The sequence below is a fragment of the Enterococcus sp. DIV2371 genome (genome assembly GCF_050498525.1).
Classification (GTDB): domain Bacteria; phylum Bacillota; class Bacilli; order Lactobacillales; family Enterococcaceae; genus Enterococcus_B; species Enterococcus_B mangumiae.
In genome coordinates this window covers 3,122,688-3,142,188 of record NZ_JBIPAJ010000001.1, presented here as the reverse complement: position 1 = coordinate 3,142,188, position 19,501 = coordinate 3,122,688, and the positions used below count along the sequence as shown (strand labels likewise).

Below are 19,501 nucleotides of genomic sequence, written 5' to 3'. Positions count from 1 at the left end.
AGCCTAAAAAAGGATATGACAGAAGTGCACAATTTCAAGAAATAAGCGTCAAAATCCGAAATCAGCTAGCTCTTTTTGGATTTTGACGCTTATTTTAAAAGAATGACTTACGGTGTACATACAGGTACAAGTGACTTCTTGAAAAAATCCTTTTTCAGAGGAGGATAACCATTTGAAAAATCGATTGAAGCAAAAGCAACCTTTTATTCTTGCAATCTTTGCAAGTTTATCTTTGCTTCTTTTCTTTGCTTATATTGGATTTGAAGAAAAGAGTATCATCACGAGTAATGCTAGTCCGACATCAAAAATGCAATATGTCTTAGTGAACGAAGATCGAGGCGCAGATTTTGAAGGCCAGCAGTACTTATTAGGAACAGATTTTGTGACATTGATCAATAAAGATACTACAAATCGTTGGGAAACCACGACGCGAAATATTGCAACAGCAGGACTAGAGAATGGCCAATTCGATGCAAAAATCATTATTCCCCAAGATTTTTCGGAAAGACTATTATCTTTACAAAGCATCAATCCAGAAAAAGCGATCATCGAATATCAAGTGCGGGATGGACAAAATGAAATCACGAACCAAATGATCGAAGAACAGGTCAATCAGATTTTAACAAACTTCAATCAACGTGTCGTACAGATGTATTTCTCGAGTATTGTAGGGAATCTATCTGAGGCACAACAAAATGTGAACAAAATGACCAACACGCACAGCAGCTATCAACAAAATCTGGAAAATACGATTTACCAACCATTCAAAAATATTCCAGACAATTATGCTAGTGTGCTGGATACAACGAGTATCTTGGAGAAAACTAATAGTACATTCAACGCCCAACAACAAGCCTTTGTAGATTCAGTGCAAACTCTTTTAGATCGCACTAATACAAGTTTGGAAGAAACACATCAAGAGACAGAAAGTGTCCAGGAGACGATTGTCGACTATACAAAAGAAGCAAATGAAAAAATCAACGAAGCAATCGAGCAATTCAATCAACAAGTCGATGTACAAAAAAATCAATTAGCCGCTCAATGGGAAAATGCAACGATTGATTATACCAACCAACATGATTTGTTCAATGATGCGATTTTAACTCAGTTTAGCAATTTTTATACATCAAATGAGCAAAACAGTATGGGCGTGTATTGGGATTTTTTGACTCAGGCAACGGCTTTTCAAACGAATCAACAGGCACGCATTGAAGAGATCCAACAACAAATTACCGAGTTGGAAAGTCAGGTCGAGCAGTTAGAACGATTAAAAGGACAAATTGCCAATGCCTATTATAACGATCCGACAAGTACACCTGAAACTGCCACAGAAGATCAAGTCAAACATGCAATCATCAAGTTGATGACGAATCAAAGGAATGAACCGAAACTAGATGGCGCGTATCAATCAGTGATTGAACAAGCCTTGCCGCAAATACCAACAGATAGTTTGGCTCAATTATTAGCTGAATTACAAAACCAAGCAGTGATCAGTCAGGATCAGGCGGCGATTTTTAATGATGAGTTAACGATCGTGTCACGTTATGCCAATGATTTTGATCAACCAATCGGGAGTGAAGCTTCTTTTGCTTATCTTGAACCAAGGGCACAACATGAAGCAAACATTTCTTTACCTACAGCCTATCAACAGATTTCAATTGATTTAAATCAAGAAACGGTTCTCTCTATACAAACAGAAGAGCAATATGGGGCGGTCACTTTTGATCCAACACATGATTTTACAGAAATGGAAAATGACTTGAATCAGTTGTTGGCACCCTACAATTATGAAACAGCGATTCGAATAGATACAGACCATTCTTTGACGATCCTAAAGCCTTGGGTGATTGAGCCGGAGGAGGAAACGGAAGAGGGAGATCATCGTTTAGAAAATCCTTCATTGCCAGAGACATTGGCTTTTGAAATAAAGATTCCTTTGAGCTGGCAATTGACTCCAGAACAGCAGACGACTTCATACAATCAGGTGTTTTACACATGGATGATCAATGAACGTGTACAACAGACGAATGAATACTCGGTTTATCTTCCGATGGATCAGCCTTTGATCGATGATGTGCCACAACTATTGGAGTTGTTTCAACTGCTGAGTACCACTGCACAACAAATTGTCACGCTATTTGGTGCACCCCACCACTCTATAACGACACCCGCATACCGACTGATGATCGATCAACCAGAAAATATAGGGAAATCCCTCATTGAATTAGCTGATTCTCGGTCGATCTACTGGCTTTACAACAATCTTCAGGAAAGTGATAAGCCTTTGATGATCAGTGAACAGCTGTACCAGGAATATAAAAAAACAGGAGATCAATTGTATGGCGACACAGAGAATCAACTCATTGCTTTACAAGCGGTCATTGGTTCCCCAGGGACGAGAGAGTCCGAAGAACAAAAACCAACTTTGTACGGTACGTTGCACCTTATGACGTTACCACAAACGTTTGTGGAAGAAGCAGACAAATTAAATCAGTGGTTTGCTTCTGCGAATCAACATATCCATACAGTTTACACCGGTTGGCAACAAACGGCACAAATAGAAGCGGAATCTGTCATCACAGAAGGAAATCCACATCCTAAAGAAAATGAATACGCGATGATTGAAGCTCGTACAACCAATCTAATCGAAACGATGCAAGGATTGATGGCAAGTTCAAAGTCAGCAGCTGAAGTTACCGGACAATCTGCGGCGGAAGTAGCTGATATTGCTCCGACGATCGAACAACTTAAAGAGTCGACGGTCGAAGTACAGGACAATGCAAACACTATTTTAAGCAATCTAAGTTCGTCTCTCGATGAATCGGCACAGACGATTTCAGAAAATCAACTATATGCTGAAGCATTTAGTGGCGTCCTTTCAAATACAAGGAATGGTGGAGCAGACAATCCACATGTCTTTAATTTTCTTGCCAGTCCAATTTTAGGGCAAGGAAGTTTTGGTCAAACAAGACAAAGTTCATTGACTCCATACTATGTGACGCTGATCGGTGGGTTTACGATCCTGTTAGTATCCTTCCAATTATCTAGCGTGATGAAAAAACGAGTCGTGTCTTCTGCCGATTTATTGGTTACGCCAAACCGTCTATGGAAAAACATACCCAATATGGTGGCTATACTAAGCGTGACGTTTGTGCTATCGCTTATTTACAGTATTTTAACGACCACAGTATCAGGTGCTGCGCATTCTTTCATTTGGTTCATTTATGCGTTTTTAGTCTTTGCCAGTGGACAATTGGTTCTTTTAGGGTTCATGCGTCAATTCAAAAAGATCACGTTGTATCTATGTGGTGGGATTTTTGGCTTGTTCTTCATGTTGACCCCTTTGTTGGGCGTAGCGATCAAAAACGGTTCGTTAACGGAAGTACTCTACCGTCTGTCACCTCTACAGAATGTTCAAAATGGGTTTACCGTACTGATGAATGAAGGGGTCATCGGTTGGGGAAGTTACCTACTCCTGATTCTCTTCCTTTTGTTTGGAATCGTACTGAACTTTATTGTCCGGCCGGAAGAAAAGAAAGAGCAAACAAGTGAATAGACGGAGGGATCAGATGGCTCAGAAAAAAATAGGACGACTGCTCTTTTTATTAGGACTATTACAGGTTTTTAGTCCAACCAATCCTACAGTTTTTTCAGGTACGCTCACGATCAATAATCAGGTGATCTACCGAGAGAGTGAAGGCGTTGAAGACAATGAAACAACCTTTATACTGCACGATTTATTTTTAGCAGATAAAACAAAATTAGACCAAGAGCGAATTGAGCAAGAAAAGCAACAAATCTCTACTGCTCAAACCCTAGTCTTTGTGGCAGAAGAAACCACTCAGCCACAAGTTTTTGAAGATACGATTACACCCAAATTGTTTAAAGAAGAGCAAATGTCTGTAGGGCATCAATTGTCAGCGAACCCCAATCCCACAACTGCCCACGGGACAATTGTTTCTTGGCTGTTACTTCTATTGGGGAGTATTTTACTGGTTAGTGGGGGCGGTTACTTAGGGAAAAAGTTTTCACAACAGAAATACAAAAATAATTAAAGGACTGTTGTAGTTGGAAAAAAATCAAGCAATCGGTATCAGTTTACAAGTCAAAGAAGAAATCATTGATTTGCAAATTCCGATCCAAGTAACGATTACACGATTGAAAGAATTATTAAAAGAAGCTTTAACGCAAAATGGTTCGTCACTGCCTGATACGTTCGATTTAGTCGTATTGAATAAACCAATCCGCTTAAAAGAAGAGGCCTATGTAGCGGATTACCCATTAAGTGAAGGCGATCATTTGCTGATTCAAGAATCTCAACAAAAAGCGGAGGAACGAACGTGAGCCACATAAAAGATATTTCTGAGACGATCATCATTGAGATAACGGCTGATATGGTAGAAGTAACACTGAATGCGAAACAGTACCAGTTGGATCGCTTAGAACAGTATCAACTATTCTTAGCACAAAAAAAACATTTACTTTCTGGACGGATCGTAGAGTCTTCAGAAGAAAAACTAGTCATTCAGTACCAAAAAAGTAAACAAATCTATTCTTTGCAAGAATGTCTGAAACGAACAGAACTTTTTCAACGATTATTGCTTGCACAAAAAATCAGTTTCTTATCCGAGTTTTTAACCAGCCCCATCCAACCTTTCATCCATCCGGCAAATCTATTTTTATTCGGAGAAGAAATCATCGTAGGGCATCGGGGGTTTGCGCATTCAATCATTCCTTATGAAGCAACCGAAGAAGAATTTTTGAAGCAATATCGCGCGTTGATCCTAACGATTTTACATCCCAAGTACGATTATGAGCAACTGATTGAAGGAAATGGCACCTTGAAGGATGAGCTTTCGAAGCGAATCCAAGGAGCAAATAGTGTCGCAGAAATTGATCGCATGATCGGCGAACAGGTCGTGCAACAAAAAGCAAAGCGTGCGACTGAAATCCAAATGGTGAACAAAAAAAGCTACCTTGTTTTTAAATGGGGAACACTGATATTAGGAATTTTAACAATCGGTTTAGCGATTACGACAGGTATCTATGCGTTTGATCGACTTCCCGCACAAGAACGGATCAGCTCGGCTGAAACGCAGTACATTGCCAATAATTATGCAGGGGTCTTAACAACATTAAAGGATGATAAACCTGAAGATCTACCTAATGGTGCCCAATACGTCGCTGCAGTCAGCGCAATACAACTGGATAATTTGTCCAATGAACAAAAAACAGCGATATTGAACAACATTTCCCAAAAATCAAATGAAAATACCTTGCTCTACTGGATCTACATCGGGCGGGGAGATTTTGATCGATCCTTAGATATCGCACAAAATCTCGGTGATAATCAATATATTTTGCATGCCTACACCAAATTATATGACGCCACAAGAGCAAACAATAAAATGAGTGGCCAGAAGAAGCAAGAATTACTAACCAGTTATGAGGAAGAAATCAATAAGTACTTAGAAATCTTAGAAGGCGGGACGGATAGCAATGAAGCAAACTAAGCCAATTTCAATGACTGATCAAATCCAACATTCCGTTTCGGTTCTTTATGATCTATTTTACTTTGGTTCGACGTTTAGTCATAAACAAATGACAGAAAAAATGAATCAAGTAATGATTGAAAACCGCACGATTTCCTGTGAAGATGGACAGCTTTTTTGTGAAGGAGAATTAGTCAGAGATGAGAAGTTTCTCCTAGTTCAGCATGAGCAATTGAAAACGGTTGTCGTCAATAAACCGAGGGGAAGTATCTATCTATCAAGGGCAAAAGACTCGGCAATCTGGATCGATTCTGATGCGTTGGTTTTTCTTGATTACGATAGTAGTTTCGAGGACTATCAAGTGAAAATCTATCCTAGTGAAGCAAAGATCTATTACAATCACCAACGTGTAAAAAAAGGTGTCTTTCCATTTTCTGTAGGCGATCAATTGATCATTGACTATCTGATCATTGAGATGCGTGAGAAACAATTGAAAATCACCGATCTGAAAAATCAGCTACGGTTAGACCCTTGGCAGTTGCTGGAAGAACCCTATCTTTCCGAGTATCCAGCAAACTTCCCCGCATTCAGACGTAGCCCAAGAATCCACTTGAAGGAGCCAAAAGAGAAAGTAGCGATTCAACCCCCTAAGCAGAAATCTGCTGAAGGAAAGAACGAATGGTTGAAAACGATCGTGCCACCTTTAGGTATGGTTGTTCTAAGCGGTGCGACAAGTTTCTTGAGCGGAGGTAATCCAGTCATGCTCATCAGTATGGGTGGGGCTAGTTTACTGACAACAGGCTTTTCTGTTTCGAGTTATTTTACGAATAAAAAAGAAACCAACAGAAAAAATCATGCGAGGGAAGCGCATTATCGTCAGTATATGATCAAAAAAAAATCGGAGCTTAACGTCTTACAGCAAACACAAAAAACAGCTTTGGAATATATGAATCCTTCACTGGATGAACTAGCATTGATGGCAAAAGATTACCATTCACGAATCTATGAACGGATGACAGTAAATGAGGATTTTTTATCTGTCCGTTTAGGGATCGGCGAGATCAACGCCAGCTTTCAAACGAGCTACCAACCGACAGAAGAGGATGAATTAAGCAATGAAGCATTTGAGCATCTCAATAGCCCGTATAAACAACTGGAAGATGCACCGATCATTGTATCACTTTTGGAACAAACAGTTGGTTTAGCAGGAACGCCTAATATTTTGCGAACAGCATTACAACTCCTTCTCTTCCAGTTATGCGTATTGCACTCCTATCGAGATGTTGAGTTCATTACACTGATCCCATCAGAAGAATACGAACAACATTGGCGAGAATGGCGGTGGTTGCCCCATGATAAAATTCGTTCGTTAAATCTGAGAGGCATTGTCCATACGCCTCAAAGTCGAGATATGGTTTTGAATTCCTTTTATCAAATAATAGCAAAAAGAAAACAACAAGTTCGTGAGGCTGGAAATGAGAAAGTCCACTTCCAACCGCATTATGTGTTTTCGATCCTGGATGAAAGTTGGTTAGCAGGTCATGGATTAAACGAATTTTTGGCTGAAAATCTAGGAGAGTATGGAATTACGGTCATCTGGGGAAAAGAAACATTGAATATGTTGCCAGAAACAACAACGACGTTAATCGAATACCAAAGCAATGAAGCGGCAACGTTGATCAATCAAAACAATGAATATGTGAATCAGCGATTTATTCCGAATCATTTGCCGACAACTTATCCAATCGAAAAAGCGATTCGGCGTTTGGCTAATCTCCATCATGTGGAAGTAGAGAAAAATGCCGTACCTGACAGTTTAAGTCTACTGGATCAGTATGAGGTCAAGACAGTTGAAGAACTCATGATTTCAAATCGTTGGGCTTCGGCTGAACCGAATAAATCCATTCGCTCATTGATTGGCTGGCGCGGGAAAAAAGATTTCGTTTATTGGGATCTGCATGAACGAGTCCATGGCCCGCACGCTTTAGTTGGAGGTACGACTGGTTCAGGGAAATCCGAATTTTTAACGACTTATTTGATCGGTTTAGCGATCAATTTTTCGCCAGAAGATATCGGCATGTTGATTATTGACTGGAAAGGTGGCGGCATTGCCAATACCTTAGACCATTTACCGCACTTTATGGGAGCAATCACCAATTTGGACGGCGCTGGAACTGCGCGAGCCTTGGCAAGTATCAAAGCAGAGCTGGCAAAACGACAAAGAGAGTTTGCCAAATATGGCGTAAATAATATCAACGGCTATATGTCTTTGTATAAACAAAGAAAAACGCCTAAGCCAGACGTTGTTTATCCGCAAAAACCATTGCCTCATTTGATCCTAGTTTCCGATGAATTTGCAGAGCTTAAAGCCAACGTGCCAGAATTCTTAGACGAACTCACCTCGGTTGCCCGGATCGGACGTTCATTAGGTGTTCATCTGATTTTAGCCACTCAAAAACCTTCTGGCGTAGTCAACGATCAGATCGAAGCCAATAGTACGAGTAAAATCGCTTTGAAAATGGCGAGTATCCAAGATTCAAATGAACTACTCAAAACACCGGATGCGGCACAAATCGTAAACCCGGGAAGAGGGTATTTGAAAGTTGGCGAAAATGAAGTGTATGAATTGTTTCAAAGCGGATATGCCGGAGTGCCTTATGACCCCGAACAATTAATCGAAGAAGTGATCGATGAACGGGTATTTAAAATCAATGAATTGGGACAGCTGGAATTGCTCTATGATCCAGATGTCGAAGTTGTCCAAGGAAAAGATACTCGAGATCTGCCGACACAATTAGAAGCAGTCATTGATCGAATCAAGACAACTTTTGCTGCTTCTGCCTACAAGTTACCAGATAAACCATGGCTACCGAATTTGGAGAAGCAACTCGTTACCCCAAAAGTGACACAGGCGGAAGACCGCAATCTAGCAATCCCATTTGGGTGCTTAGATATCCCTTCGGAACAAAAACAATTGAATCATACTTTCAATCTTGAAGAAGCCAGTCATACATTGATCGTTGCCAGTCCAGGGTATGGGAAATCGACACTGTTGCAAACCCTTGTGATGAACCTTGCTCGTCAAAACACCCCTGAAATGATTCACTTTCATTTAATCGATTTTGGGAATAACGGCTTATTGCCACTCAAAGAATTGCCGCATGTCGCAGATATTGCAACCTTGGAAGAAGATGAAAAATTGCAAAAAATGCTCGGGCGAATCGAAAAAATACTGGCTGAGCGCAAAAGTTTATTCAAGCAAGCTGGAGTCGCTAATCTCACACAATACGAGACAAGGACAACAGAAAAATTACCGATCTTAGGAGTCATTCTCGACAGTTATGATGGATTGAGTTTAGAAGATAAGCGTAAAGATAGAATTGACGAAGTGTTGCTTCAATTACTACGAGATGGCGCAAGTTTAGGTGTCTTTCTTGTGATGACTGCAAATCGAGCGGGTAGCATCCGAACCAATATGATGAGCAATATTGCAACGAAGATCGCGATGTATTTAAACGATGAAAATGAGATAAACATGGTCATGGGCAGAAATGCTTTAACCTCCGAAGCAATCAATGGTCGTGGGCAAGTCTTACTGTCTACGCCAACCACTATTCAGTTTTATCTCCCAAGTAATGGAAAAAATGATGCCGAACTACTCCAACATTTGGGAGAAGAAATCATAGAGATCAATCGAGCATGGACAGGAGAACGCCCTGACAAAATTCCAATGGCACCAGAAAATCTAACTCGGAAAAGTTTCACTTCTTATCTTGTGCAAGCCGATGAAAACAAACTGTATTTGGGATTGAATAAAGCCACCTCATTAGTAGAATCTTTCGCCTTATTCCAGAGTCTGCGATTAGGGATCTTTTTCAGCAGCAACAAGCAATTCCGTGCAATGATGCCTTGGTTGCTTCAACAAATCTGTCAAGAACGTCAAGGAGAAGTGGTATTGATTGATGCCAATGGCACACTCGAATCAGCGAAGGCGGGTGTTTCACTCTATTTGGACCGTTCATGCCTTACGAAAGAACCAACAGTCCTAAAAACGGCACTAGAAGCGCTCTTAACAAATGAAACTTGCAAGAGGCTCGTTATTATCAATGGTATCGCGGACCTAGTAGGGAAACTAACATTGGACCCTGAAGAAGTAACTGCTCTATTAAGTGGAGGAAGTGATCATTTACAATTTTTCTTTATCGATAACATAGCGAAAGTCGGCAATACATTTGGCGGAATCACTACGTTCGTAAAAGAAAATATCGACCAGATTTTATTTGGTGGTAGTTTACAAAACCAATTATTCATTGAAAATCTTTCTTACCAAGAAAAAAACGCAATAGTTGCTAAAAATGTTCTACACAGTTTGAAAGATGATCAATTGGAAGCCATTGTGTTTCCTACGGAGGAAGAAGTATGAGAGAAGAAATGATCACAACGTTTTTGCCACTAGGCAGTATTGTCAGACTAGTAGGAACAGAAGATGATCAACTGCTGTATTTCATCGTCGCTCGTGCCATTGCCAAAAATGAAGAAGAAAAAGTCATCTCGAGATATCGTGTAGCACCTCATCCGTTTGGTGATGTGCCAAGCCAAGAAGTCTTTTCTATCCAAGCTGACCAAATTACAGAGGTGTTATTCGAAGGATTTCAAAATCAAGCCGATGAAGAATTTTTAGATGACTTGTTAAGGCAACTTAAAGATGCGCAAAAGCATCCATTGCCTGTACAAGAAGAACCATCTGCACCGATTGCAGAAACCGTTGAAATAAATGAAGAAGAGAGATTAAAAGAAGATCCATTTTATCAATTTAGATAAGGAGAAAACAGATGCCGAAAATCGCTTCTCAGGAATCCACTGCAACAGCAGCCGTATCAGGAATAAAAAATGTTTCTGTCAGTAGTAGCAAAACAAGTTCTTTAAACAAGAGTACGATCAGCAGCATGAAAACAGGTGTAGAGGTCAGTAACAAGCTACTAAATGATATTTCAAATCTAGTCACCTGTGTCAATGAACAAGCAAACAAATTCCCCCAACTCGGTCAAGCAATTGCGGTCAGAGATAGTCAATCAAGGTTCAAGTAAGGAGTCAGTATGGAAAATGAACAATTGATAGCTGAATATGATCGTAAAATCAGCAATAATGAGCAACGATCGGAGCGTCTAAGCAAAGAAAAACAACAGTTAAAACAATGTATCCATCATTTAGAGATGGATATGCGAAAAAGCTTTCGAGAAATCCAACGATTCACAGAAGAATCAATCTCCCAAGGAAGTCAAGCAGCTCGCTGGGAGAAAAATGAGAACGAAGGGAAATCAGCTTACTTCACGCGGCTAGTAGAAGAACAACAGCACCAACTGGACCAAGAATACTTAAACGGTGTGCTCAAGCTTGAAGAAGAACGTACAGCCCTTCAGAAAGAAAGGAATAAACGATGGGATTAATCTATTCAGCCAGTGAATCTTCGAACTTAATAAGTAATATGACCACTAATTTATCACTTGCTCGTACAACGATCGACCAACTACGAACAGGTAGCCAACAAATTGTTCAAGCAGTTGACGGAAAAACACTCTCCGGAGCAGCTTATCAAGCCGGTAAAGGACTGTTTTCTGAATTAATCATTCCTACAGTTAATCGGGTAAACAATGCGGTACAAGAAATTCAGTCAGATCTGAATCTTTACTCCGCCGCGCATCAAATCGTTGCTAGTGAAGGATACTTGGACGAAGAGAATTTAAGCGGACAGATTCGGGCTAAATCATTTGCTAAACAATCGATTGAAAACCATGCGCAGACGATCAGACACATCGCTAATATAAGCATCTTACCAGGTATCACAGAAATGCTGACCGACTTCCATCGCAACCTGATGAGAATGTCAGACAGCCTACAAGAAGACATCTACAAGTTGCAACGCAAACAGCAAAAACTCAATGCCTTTAACTCTCAAACCAGTGGACTGTTCAACAACAGTCTACTGGAATTAAAACTCGCCATGCAAAGTGTCTTAGTCCTGAATCAAACTACCGTAAAGGCAGATGGAAGTTATACATTGCCGAAAGGGGTGGATGGAAGTTGGTTTGAGAAGTACAAACCAAACGGACAGACATTGCTGGAAGAATCTTCAACCAATGCCTTCTTAGAACTGTATGGGGAGATTGAAAAATTAGTTCAACCTCTAAAAGAAGGGAAAACCGATGCAATCAAACGACTTGAAATGTTGATCAGCAATTATCCTGATGCGTTGGTAAACAAGCTGGCATCCAACGATGAATTTTGGATGCTTACCAGTTATCTACCTTCAGGGATGAAAACTAAATTGTTTAACTGTCTGACAAAATACGAAATGTTCGGTAAAACTGTTGCTCAAGGAAAATGGATTCCTAAAATCGACACGATAGGCAAAGCCTATCAAAATTTCACTAAATTTACCTCTCCCGTAAAAACCTACGTCAGTGAAGGCTTGAAGAACTCCCATTTGATACAAGGAGCTAAAAAATGGGGTGTCGCCAAAGGATTAGGAACGGCAGGCCAAGTAGCTACTTACGCGCAATTAGGAGTCACTTTCGCAGCAAATGCTGTGAATGAATATGGAAAAACAGGAAGTATTGGTAAAGGAATAATAGGCGGCGGAATAGAGGTGGTGAAGAGTATTGGTCCGTTAGAGGGAATGACATTAGGTGCAAAGTTAGGCACATTTGTACCATTTATTGGGAATGGTGTTGGTGCTGCTATAGGTCTTACTGCAGGCTTAGTAAATAAGGGGATACAACTACTAGCACCAAATGTGTATGATCGTGGTAAAACTTGGGCATATGAAGTATATGATAGGAGTACGGAAAAAATAGGCAAAGCGATTGAGCAAAGTACTAATACAGTGAAATATATGAATAAGGAGATTCAGCAAGTGGGAAAATCAATTGGGAATGCACTATCTTCGATAAAATTACCAGAAATAAATTTTAATTGGAGATTAATATGAAAAATTTATTCAAAGCATCTTTTGAAGAAAGTTTAAATTTGAAAAATGATAAGCTAATCAATTATATGAAAAATGATGTTGAAAGGTGGGATTTAAAAGAAAGACCTGTTTTATTGAAAATATTAGCGCTAGCTTTGATAGGCATGCTATATGGCATAGTTTTATTTACAAATAGCATTATTACGAATCACGATAAGAATAGTTTAGTTCCACAAGCCGATATAAACTTTTTACCTTTATCTTTGTTTTGGATACTTTTGGTAATGTATTTAGTTATATGGGTCTATACATTGATTAAACGTTATCGAGCTACTAAATTTTTCTGGGGCTACATCAATACAGTAAACATTTTTGTTTGGCTAGTAATTGAAACTAACCTTCTTTTCATCACAGCGTTTCTAAAGCCTCTAACAGCTATAGGAATGGGAATATTTTTCTCAATAATTTTATTAGTAGGATATATAGTAGTTAGAAGTAAGAAAGCGTCCTTGGAAAATTTACTTTATGATATAAATAAAAAAGAAAAGGTGGATGAATGGATAGAAAAAGCAATAAATTTAGTGGTGAAGTATAGCTCAATAGTCGTTATTGTCGGGGTTATTTGGAATTTTATTTTTCCTAGTGGAGATACACCACGCACAGATGTAACGGGTTTTATAGGATTTTTAGCTATGTGGTTTGTGTTTGATATAGGATTTATTATCGCACAAGCCTACCTGTTCCTTCCGTATCTATTGCATGGTTATTATAAACATAAATATTCAGAAGAATACCGTAATCTGGAAGGGAAAACACAATTAGAATGGTACGGAGAGAAATATTTCAACAAGCATATCAAAGGAACTGATAAAGAAGAAAAAATAAAAACATAATGAGTAGACGTCAGGATGAGATTAACTCTAAATGGAGAAGCATATGAAAAAATTATTCAATGCGACATTTGAACAAAGTTTAAAGTTATTAGATGATCCATTAGTCGATTATATGATAAAAGATACTGAAAAAAGAGGATTATATAATGGGAAGAAGCGCTTTTTATTAATGTCTATATCAATAATTTTAATAATGGCACAATATGGTTTTGTAAAAATTACTGAATTTGGAATGAAAAGTCCTGATAGAAATAGCTTTGTTCCTGAACCAGATATAAATTTCTTGCCAGAAAGTTTTTTTTGGATATTACTTTTTATTTATTTATCTATCTGGTTATATACAAGATATAAAAATAAGAATAATGCTAGTACAAAGATTTTCATTACAATGAACACTTGTAATAATTATCTTATTTGGTTAATACTGACAATAAATTTATTTTTCATTACTTTATCGCTTAATGTATTAACTTCTATTGGCATGATAATCGTTTTGCTTTTATTAACTATAGTAGGTTATATCGTTATTAGAAGTAAATATAATTCCTTAAATATAAAAATGCTTAATATAAAAAACAAAGAAAAAAATAAGCTCGATGATTTTATAGAAAAAATCATAAAAATTGTGATGAGTTACGGCTGGATAGTGGTCATAATAGTCATGATTTGGAAATTTATTTTCCCTAGTGGGGATACACCTCGTACCGATATGATCGGTTTTATTAACATTTTTGCTATGTGGATAGCGTTTAATATTGCAGTGATGGTCGCCGAAGCCTATCTATTCTTCCCATATCTATTACATGGTTACTATAAACACAAATATTCAGAAGAATACCGCAATCTGGAAGGGCAAACACAATTAGAATGGTACGGAGAGAAATATTTTAATAAGCATATCAAAGGAACTGACAAGGAGGAAATACATAATGAGTGAAGTCAAAAAGTTATTACCATTAGGAAGTATCGTTTTGCTTGAGGAAGGTTTACAAAAATTAGTTATCGTTGGAAGAGGAGCGATATATACAGATCAACATACGGGGAAAGATACATTTGCAGATTATATGGCAGTGCTTTATCCATCTGGTTTAAATCCTGAAACAACGATTTTTTTTGATCATGAAAATATCGATAAAGTTGTGTTTGAAGGGTATAGTGATGAAGAAGAAGTGAGATTTTTAGATATCTACGGTAAGTGGGAGGCTGATGTGAAAGAAGCCGCAAGTAAACCAGATCAATCTGTGTCAATCGGCTTTGATTGATAGCAGGTGCGTCTTGTTATTTTAAAGTGCTTGAAATGCTTTTTCTTTTTTAGGAAATTATAGGAAAGTAATAAATCAGTGACCAGCTATACGAAAAGCCGAATCAACGGTGTTGCTTGTTGATTCGGTTTTTCGTAGTAGTGGCTGTACCACAGAATCGCTGTTGTTACATCATTTATAATTTTTCTCCAACTTTTTCAATTCTTCTAACATTGCTTTTCTACGTGGATACTTTTCTTTTAGTTCTTTGATCAATAATTGAACAGAGATGGTGCTGCTTGGAAGAGTGGCCATTTCGGCAATCAGCAAAGCCATTTTATGATACCGAGAGCGTGTCGTTGTTTCAGCGGCCATTCGACGTAGTTCATATTCATATTTTTGAAGGAGTGCTTCCGGGAATTGCTTTCTTAAGAAAGAAAAATAGCGACTGGCTTCTTCTAGTCCAGGTGATTTCAGGATGTAATCCAATAGTAGATCATACCGTCTTTCTTTTGAATAGAATAAACCAACATCAGTTCGATTTTTTAATTGCTCAAATAATTGTTCACGTACTTCTTCCCACTGATCGATCGAATAGGATTTTTTCAATTGATGGATTAAATTCATATCAACGGTTTCTCCCTCTAATAGTAGATGGAAAATTTGTTCCGCATAAAGCTCCTTGTTCCCTAATTTATGATAGAGATTTTTTAACGCATAGCGATGTAAAGTGATCATATCGGAAGAATGCTTGTCTAATACAATACTTTCCTTCAAAACAACAATGGCCTCTTCATACGCTTTTTTTTGCATCAAGTAGTCGATATACTGCGAACGTATTGTGGGTGATTGCCAGCTTTCTCGTGCACGTTGCCGAATTTGGTTATCTGAATAATTCAAGTTCTCCATCTGGCGAATCGATAGAAGTCGTTTATTTTTATAATTGAAGAACCCGTTATTTTCAGTTGTTTGGTCAAGGGCTTGCTGCTCATGATCTGAGAACTGTTGGGGGAACTCTTCATGTAAAACTTGTTGGATATAAAAGCAAGACTGGCTTGCGGTGGTGCTGTTTACTTTGGCTGATAATTTAGAAAACATGCGTTGTTTTTCTTGTTCAGAGGCATGTTTCAGTAACTTTTTCCATAGTGAATAACATTGATGCATGATAAGACTTACATCATTTTCTACATTATGTATCTTTGCTAAGTCAAGGTGTTCGACCACTCGATTCATCAGTTCAAAGGCATGAAGAATTTGATTTTTTTCGACAGCAGTATCAACAAGCTTGGTTAAAAATCCAGACAGTTCATTATTGATTTTTTGTATTGTACGGTCGTTCGTATTATTGGTTGAATATTGAGTGTGTTTTTCTAAAATAACAACCATTTTATCGTAATCGCTAATATTTTTGATTGCAATATGTTCTTGAAAACGTTGTGTAAGTTTTTGATTACCCCTTAAAATACTTAATAGGAAGTCATGGATATCTTGTTCATTTGCATAGGAAATCAGCTTGATAAGATCCGGTGTTTTTTCATGTTTATCCTCTTGTTCGTATTTGAATAAGACAGCCGCGATATGTGCACAATGGTCATTGCCTTCGTGTGAGCAAGTGCAAGCTACACGATAGAAGTGTTCGTGGGTTGTTAATTGGATCAATATGTCATACTCGTTGTTTTCTTCAGTTACTTTTGCGGTGATCTGTTCTTGTGTAAATAAAAATTCGTGAACATGCTTTTCGATAAATAAAGTATAGCCATTATCTAAATCAGGTTCCTCGAAAACGCTTTGCCAATTTTTCATAATATTTCCTCCTGTAGTTATCTTTATACTTTAATTTTACCGAATAAATAAAAAGAAAACAGCAACTTTTTTTTCAGTACATAGATTATTTAATCTTATATAAAAGTAATAATAATATAAAAATGTTATTTTATCTTTAAATAACTACAAGTGGATGGTTTTCTTGGATGCTAAATAAATTTTTCCACGATCGATTGATTTTCTGGGCGTTTCTCTTTTTCTAATCGAGCGATTTGTTGAATGAGTCCATCCAATGTGATCATCGTCATTTCTTCTTCCACTTTTTCCTGCAATTGAGAATATGTTGCAGTCAAGACTTCTTGTATATTGGCACCGACGACACAATTTGGATTTGTTTTAGGATCGACTTGAATCAAACTTGTGTTTCCTTCGATGCTTCGATAAATTTCCAATAAGTTGATATTTTCTGGCGCTTTTGCAAGTACAGGTGCTGGTTTTCCGCTTGTCGTATGAATCAAGTCGGCCTTTTTTAATTGACTCATGATTTTTCGGACATTTGTTGGATTCGTTTCAATACTACGTGCGATCATGTCACTGGAAAGCAGATCTGTCCCTTGGAAGATATGGATGTAAGCTAAAATATGGATCGCATCACTTAGTTGCAGAGAGTATTTCATTAAAATCCATCCTTTCAAATTGATTTCTTGACTTATCTTAGCATACTCTTTATGATAAAGGTGTATTTTATAAATGTACAGCTTTGTGATCGAGAAAATAGCTAATTATAAAAAAGGAGTGGGAATATGACATATTTAGTAACAGGAGCAACCGGAGGATTTGGGCACTATGCTTTAAATGAATTAAAGAAACTAGTTCCTTTGGAGGAAATCTATGTTCTTGCACGTAGTAAAGAAAAAGCAGAACAATTAATAGAAGAAGGTATCGAAGTGCGTATCGGCGATTATGCTGATCCCGAAACAATGGTGCAGGCCTTAAAGGGTATTGATCGTTTACTATTTGTTTCAGGAGTGCCGGGGAACAGACAAGCTGAGCATCAGCATGTCGTGGAAGCGGCAAAAGAAGCCGGTGTTTCTTTTATTGCCTATACGAGTTTTGCGGATGCAGACCATTCGACTAGTATCTTGGCGCCAGACCATCAGTTTACAGAAAAAATCATTAAAGAATCTGGTATCAAGCATACCTTTTTAAGAAATAACTGGTATCTAGAAAATGAGATGCCTTTGATTGATCTGGCATTGAAAACTGGTCAATTTGTTTATGCAGCTGGAGAAGGAAAAACAGGTTGGGCATTAAAGAGAGAATACGCAGAAGTAGCCGCAAAAGTATTAGCAGGAACGGATTATCCGGAAGTCTTAGAATTATCTGGAAAACCAATCACGTATCAAATGTTGGCAGAAAAAGTTGCTAAAGTAAGTGGCAAGTCGATAGAAATTCTCTCACTGGATACAGATGGATTTATAGGTAAGCTTACAGATGCGGGATTTTCTCAAGGTGGTGCAGAAATGACGGCTGCTATTCAAAATGATATTCGGAATAATCAATTAGATGTGATTTCTGATGATTTTGAAAAAGTATTAGGACGTGAATTGACTTCATTAGAAGATGGATTGAAGGAGTTAGGTATTTAATCTGGGGCTATAAGTTTTTATATGGATTTTTATTAAGCAATTAATTCTCGAATATAATGTTTTAATTCAAGTTACTTATTGCTTTTCTAAGACATAAGTTTACTCTTTATTTGGAGATATTCTCCTTGATAACTTAGATACACGCTAGTTTTTGGTGGAATAAAATACTAATTCCACACCAAATTATTTGATAAATACCCCTTTAAATCTTAAGAATTTATATGCTGAAAAATGTTGAAATGTATGTATAATTAAAAAGTGTATGATGTTTAAGGAACCCTTTTTTGTTATCATATGCAACATATTAAATTATTTATTAAGAATAAAGGAGATCAAATGAAAGCAAAAAATTTATTATTGAGTGCAATCGTACTTAGTAGTATAGCAACTACTAATCTTACTGTGTTTGCAGAAGAAGGAACAGCCACTTTTTCGGAAACAACTATCTCGACCCAAACAGAGGAAGTAACAGAACAGTCTACTGAAAACGTGGAAAGAACTGAGTCTATCACAAATCCATTAACTAATGGTGAAGAATTGACTCATACTCATCAAGCGGATTTATCGCAATTTGAAAATCCAGGAATAACAGCGTTCTCAGCACGTTCCTCTTCAAACGATCAACAAGCGTTCATCGATAGTATTGCTGCAAGTGCACAAACATTAGCTAACGCAAATGATTTATACGCATCTGTAATGATCGCTCAAGCGATTGTTGAAAGTGGCTGGGGGAAAAGTACCCTAGCTTCTGCACCAAACTATAATTTATTCGGAATAAAAGGAAGTTACAATGGACAGTCAGTAACGATGCCAACTTCTGAATTTGTTAACGGACAATGGATTACTGTAAACGCTGCGTTTCGTAAATACCCTTCTTATGCCGAGTCTTTACAAGATAATGTGACGGTCCTTAAAACAACTTCGTTCCAGTCAGGAGTGTATTATTATTCAGGTGCATGGAAAAGTAACACCTCTTCATATAAAGATGCTACTGCATGGTTAACGGGGCGTTATGCGACAGCACCAAACTATGGTTCAACTTTGAATAATATCATTGAAACCTATAATCTGACACAGTATGACACGCCAAATTCTAGTACTTCACCGATGTACCGCTTATATAATAAAAGTACAGGACAGCATTTGTATACATTGAATGCGAATGAAAAGAATTACTTATCAACAGTTGGTTGGAAATATGAAGGTATTGCGTGGCAAGCACCAAATAATGGTCAGCCGGTGTATCGTCTGTACAACCCGAATAATGGAGATCATCACTATACAATGGCTCAGTCAGAAATCAATTCCCTTACTCCATTAGGTTGGAGATATGAAGGATTGAGCTTTTATTCTGGAGGTTCTAAACCAATTTACCGATTGTTTAATCCAAATGAAACTATCGGAACACATCATTATACATTAAGTTCAGTAGAAAGAGATTCTTTAACTCCATTAGGTTGGAGATATGAAGGAATTGGCTTTTATGCGAATTAAT

General features: G+C 37.9%; 16 protein-coding genes. 14 read left to right on the top strand and 2 right to left on the bottom strand.

The features are described 5' to 3' along the window. Window positions 1-172: 172 nt before the first annotated feature. From esaA to IGL24_RS14665, 12 genes are read left to right on the top strand one after another with little or no spacing between them, the layout of a single operon-like run. Window positions 173-3,556, top strand: coding sequence for a type VII secretion protein EsaA (gene esaA, locus IGL24_RS14720; RefSeq protein WP_207699690.1), 3,384 nt, complete (start codon window positions 173-175; stop codon window positions 3,554-3,556). Window positions 3,557-3,569: 13 nt separating this feature from the next. Further along, window positions 3,570-4,055, top strand: coding sequence for a hypothetical protein (locus IGL24_RS14715; protein WP_207699691.1), 486 nt, complete (start codon window positions 3,570-3,572; stop codon window positions 4,053-4,055). A gap of 13 nt (window positions 4,056-4,068) precedes the next feature. Beyond that, window positions 4,069-4,344, top strand: coding sequence for a type VII secretion protein, YukD family (locus IGL24_RS14710; protein ID WP_207699692.1), 276 nt, complete (start codon window positions 4,069-4,071; stop codon window positions 4,342-4,344). Next, entirely contained in the window at window positions 4,341-5,513 is a 1,173-nt protein-coding gene (essB, locus tag IGL24_RS14705; protein ID WP_207699693.1) for a type VII secretion protein EssB, read from the top strand. Before IGL24_RS14710 ends, essB begins: the two co-directional genes overlap by 4 nt. Beyond that, window positions 5,500-9,915: a type VII secretion protein EssC gene (gene essC, locus IGL24_RS14700; protein ID WP_429968504.1), complete on the top strand. Its 4,416-nt coding sequence runs from the start codon at window positions 5,500-5,502 to the stop codon at window positions 9,913-9,915. The genes essB and essC overlap by 14 nt, the downstream gene beginning before the upstream one ends. Beyond that, window positions 9,912-10,313 carry a DUF4176 domain-containing protein gene (locus IGL24_RS14695; protein ID WP_206853089.1) on the top strand — a complete coding sequence of 134 codons (402 nt, stop codon included), beginning with the start codon at window positions 9,912-9,914 and terminating at the stop codon, window positions 10,311-10,313. Before essC ends, IGL24_RS14695 begins: the two co-directional genes overlap by 4 nt. Before the next feature lie 11 nt (window positions 10,314-10,324). Next, a complete protein-coding gene (locus IGL24_RS14690) occupies window positions 10,325-10,579 on the top strand; it encodes a hypothetical protein (protein WP_207699695.1) in 255 nt (84 codons plus the stop codon). Between the two features lie 9 nt (window positions 10,580-10,588). After that, window positions 10,589-10,939: a hypothetical protein gene (locus tag IGL24_RS14685; RefSeq protein ID WP_207699696.1), complete on the top strand. Its 351-nt coding sequence runs from the start codon at window positions 10,589-10,591 to the stop codon at window positions 10,937-10,939. Continuing rightward, window positions 10,930-12,480: a hypothetical protein gene (locus tag IGL24_RS14680; protein ID WP_429966347.1), complete on the top strand. Its 1,551-nt coding sequence runs from the start codon at window positions 10,930-10,932 to the stop codon at window positions 12,478-12,480. The genes IGL24_RS14685 and IGL24_RS14680 overlap by 10 nt, the downstream gene beginning before the upstream one ends. Then, the gene (locus tag IGL24_RS14675; RefSeq protein ID WP_429966346.1) at window positions 12,477-13,352 is read left to right on the top strand and encodes a DUF4176 domain-containing protein; all 876 of its coding nucleotides are present in this window, start codon (window positions 12,477-12,479) and stop codon (window positions 13,350-13,352) included. The genes IGL24_RS14680 and IGL24_RS14675 overlap by 4 nt, the downstream gene beginning before the upstream one ends. A gap of 43 nt (window positions 13,353-13,395) precedes the next feature. Further along, on the top strand, window positions 13,396-14,289 hold the full coding sequence (locus tag IGL24_RS14670; protein ID WP_429966345.1) for a DUF4176 domain-containing protein: 894 nt from the start codon (window positions 13,396-13,398) through the stop codon (window positions 14,287-14,289). After that, entirely contained in the window at window positions 14,282-14,614 is a 333-nt protein-coding gene (locus tag IGL24_RS14665; RefSeq protein WP_206853107.1) for a DUF4176 domain-containing protein, read from the top strand. Before IGL24_RS14670 ends, IGL24_RS14665 begins: the two co-directional genes overlap by 8 nt. 171 nt (window positions 14,615-14,785) lie before the next feature. On the opposite strand, the gene IGL24_RS14660 is transcribed toward IGL24_RS14665, so the two are convergent. Next, a complete protein-coding gene (locus IGL24_RS14660) occupies window positions 14,786-16,396 on the bottom strand; it encodes an SWIM zinc finger family protein (protein ID WP_207115440.1) in 1,611 nt (536 codons plus the stop codon). Window positions 16,397-16,566: 170 nt separating this feature from the next. Continuing rightward, window positions 16,567-17,034: an Rrf2 family transcriptional regulator gene (locus tag IGL24_RS14655; RefSeq protein ID WP_207115439.1), complete on the bottom strand. Its 468-nt coding sequence runs from the start codon at window positions 17,032-17,034 to the stop codon at window positions 16,567-16,569. A 126-nt stretch (window positions 17,035-17,160) separates the two neighbouring features. On the opposite strand from IGL24_RS14655, the gene IGL24_RS14650 reads away from it, so the two are divergent. Then, window positions 17,161-18,006: an SDR family oxidoreductase gene (locus tag IGL24_RS14650; RefSeq protein WP_207115438.1), complete on the top strand. Its 846-nt coding sequence runs from the start codon at window positions 17,161-17,163 to the stop codon at window positions 18,004-18,006. Between the two features lie 336 nt (window positions 18,007-18,342). Then, window positions 18,343-19,500 (top strand): glycoside hydrolase family 73 protein, encoded by a 1,158-nt coding sequence (locus tag IGL24_RS14645; RefSeq protein WP_207115437.1) that lies wholly within the window; start codon window positions 18,343-18,345, stop codon window positions 19,498-19,500. Window position 19,501: the final 1 nt, after the last annotated feature.

Bases quoted from the DNA above. Each gene is read 5' to 3' on its own strand.
- essC (WP_429968504.1), top strand. From the start codon at position 5,500: ATGAAGCAAACTAAGCCAATTTCAATGACTGATCAAATCCAACATTCC.
- IGL24_RS14675 (WP_429966346.1), top strand. From the start codon at position 12,477: ATGAAAAATTTATTCAAAGCATCTTTTGAAGAAAGTTTAAATTTGAAA.
- IGL24_RS14655 (WP_207115439.1), bottom strand. From the start codon at position 17,034: ATGAAATACTCTCTGCAACTAAGTGATGCGATCCATATTTTAGCTTAC.
- IGL24_RS14670 (WP_429966345.1), top strand. From the start codon at position 13,396: ATGAAAAAATTATTCAATGCGACATTTGAACAAAGTTTAAAGTTATTA.
- IGL24_RS14690 (WP_207699695.1), top strand. From the start codon at position 10,325: ATGCCGAAAATCGCTTCTCAGGAATCCACTGCAACAGCAGCCGTATCA.
- IGL24_RS14660 (WP_207115440.1), bottom strand. From the start codon at position 16,396: ATGAAAAATTGGCAAAGCGTTTTCGAGGAACCTGATTTAGATAATGGC.
- IGL24_RS14715 (WP_207699691.1), top strand. From the start codon at position 3,570: ATGGCTCAGAAAAAAATAGGACGACTGCTCTTTTTATTAGGACTATTA.
- IGL24_RS14685 (WP_207699696.1), top strand. From the start codon at position 10,589: ATGGAAAATGAACAATTGATAGCTGAATATGATCGTAAAATCAGCAAT.
- IGL24_RS14665 (WP_206853107.1), top strand. From the start codon at position 14,282: ATGAGTGAAGTCAAAAAGTTATTACCATTAGGAAGTATCGTTTTGCTT.
- IGL24_RS14645 (WP_207115437.1), top strand. From the start codon at position 18,343: ATGAAAGCAAAAAATTTATTATTGAGTGCAATCGTACTTAGTAGTATA.
- IGL24_RS14650 (WP_207115438.1), top strand. From the start codon at position 17,161: ATGACATATTTAGTAACAGGAGCAACCGGAGGATTTGGGCACTATGCT.
- IGL24_RS14695 (WP_206853089.1), top strand. From the start codon at position 9,912: ATGAGAGAAGAAATGATCACAACGTTTTTGCCACTAGGCAGTATTGTC.
- IGL24_RS14680 (WP_429966347.1), top strand. From the start codon at position 10,930: ATGGGATTAATCTATTCAGCCAGTGAATCTTCGAACTTAATAAGTAAT.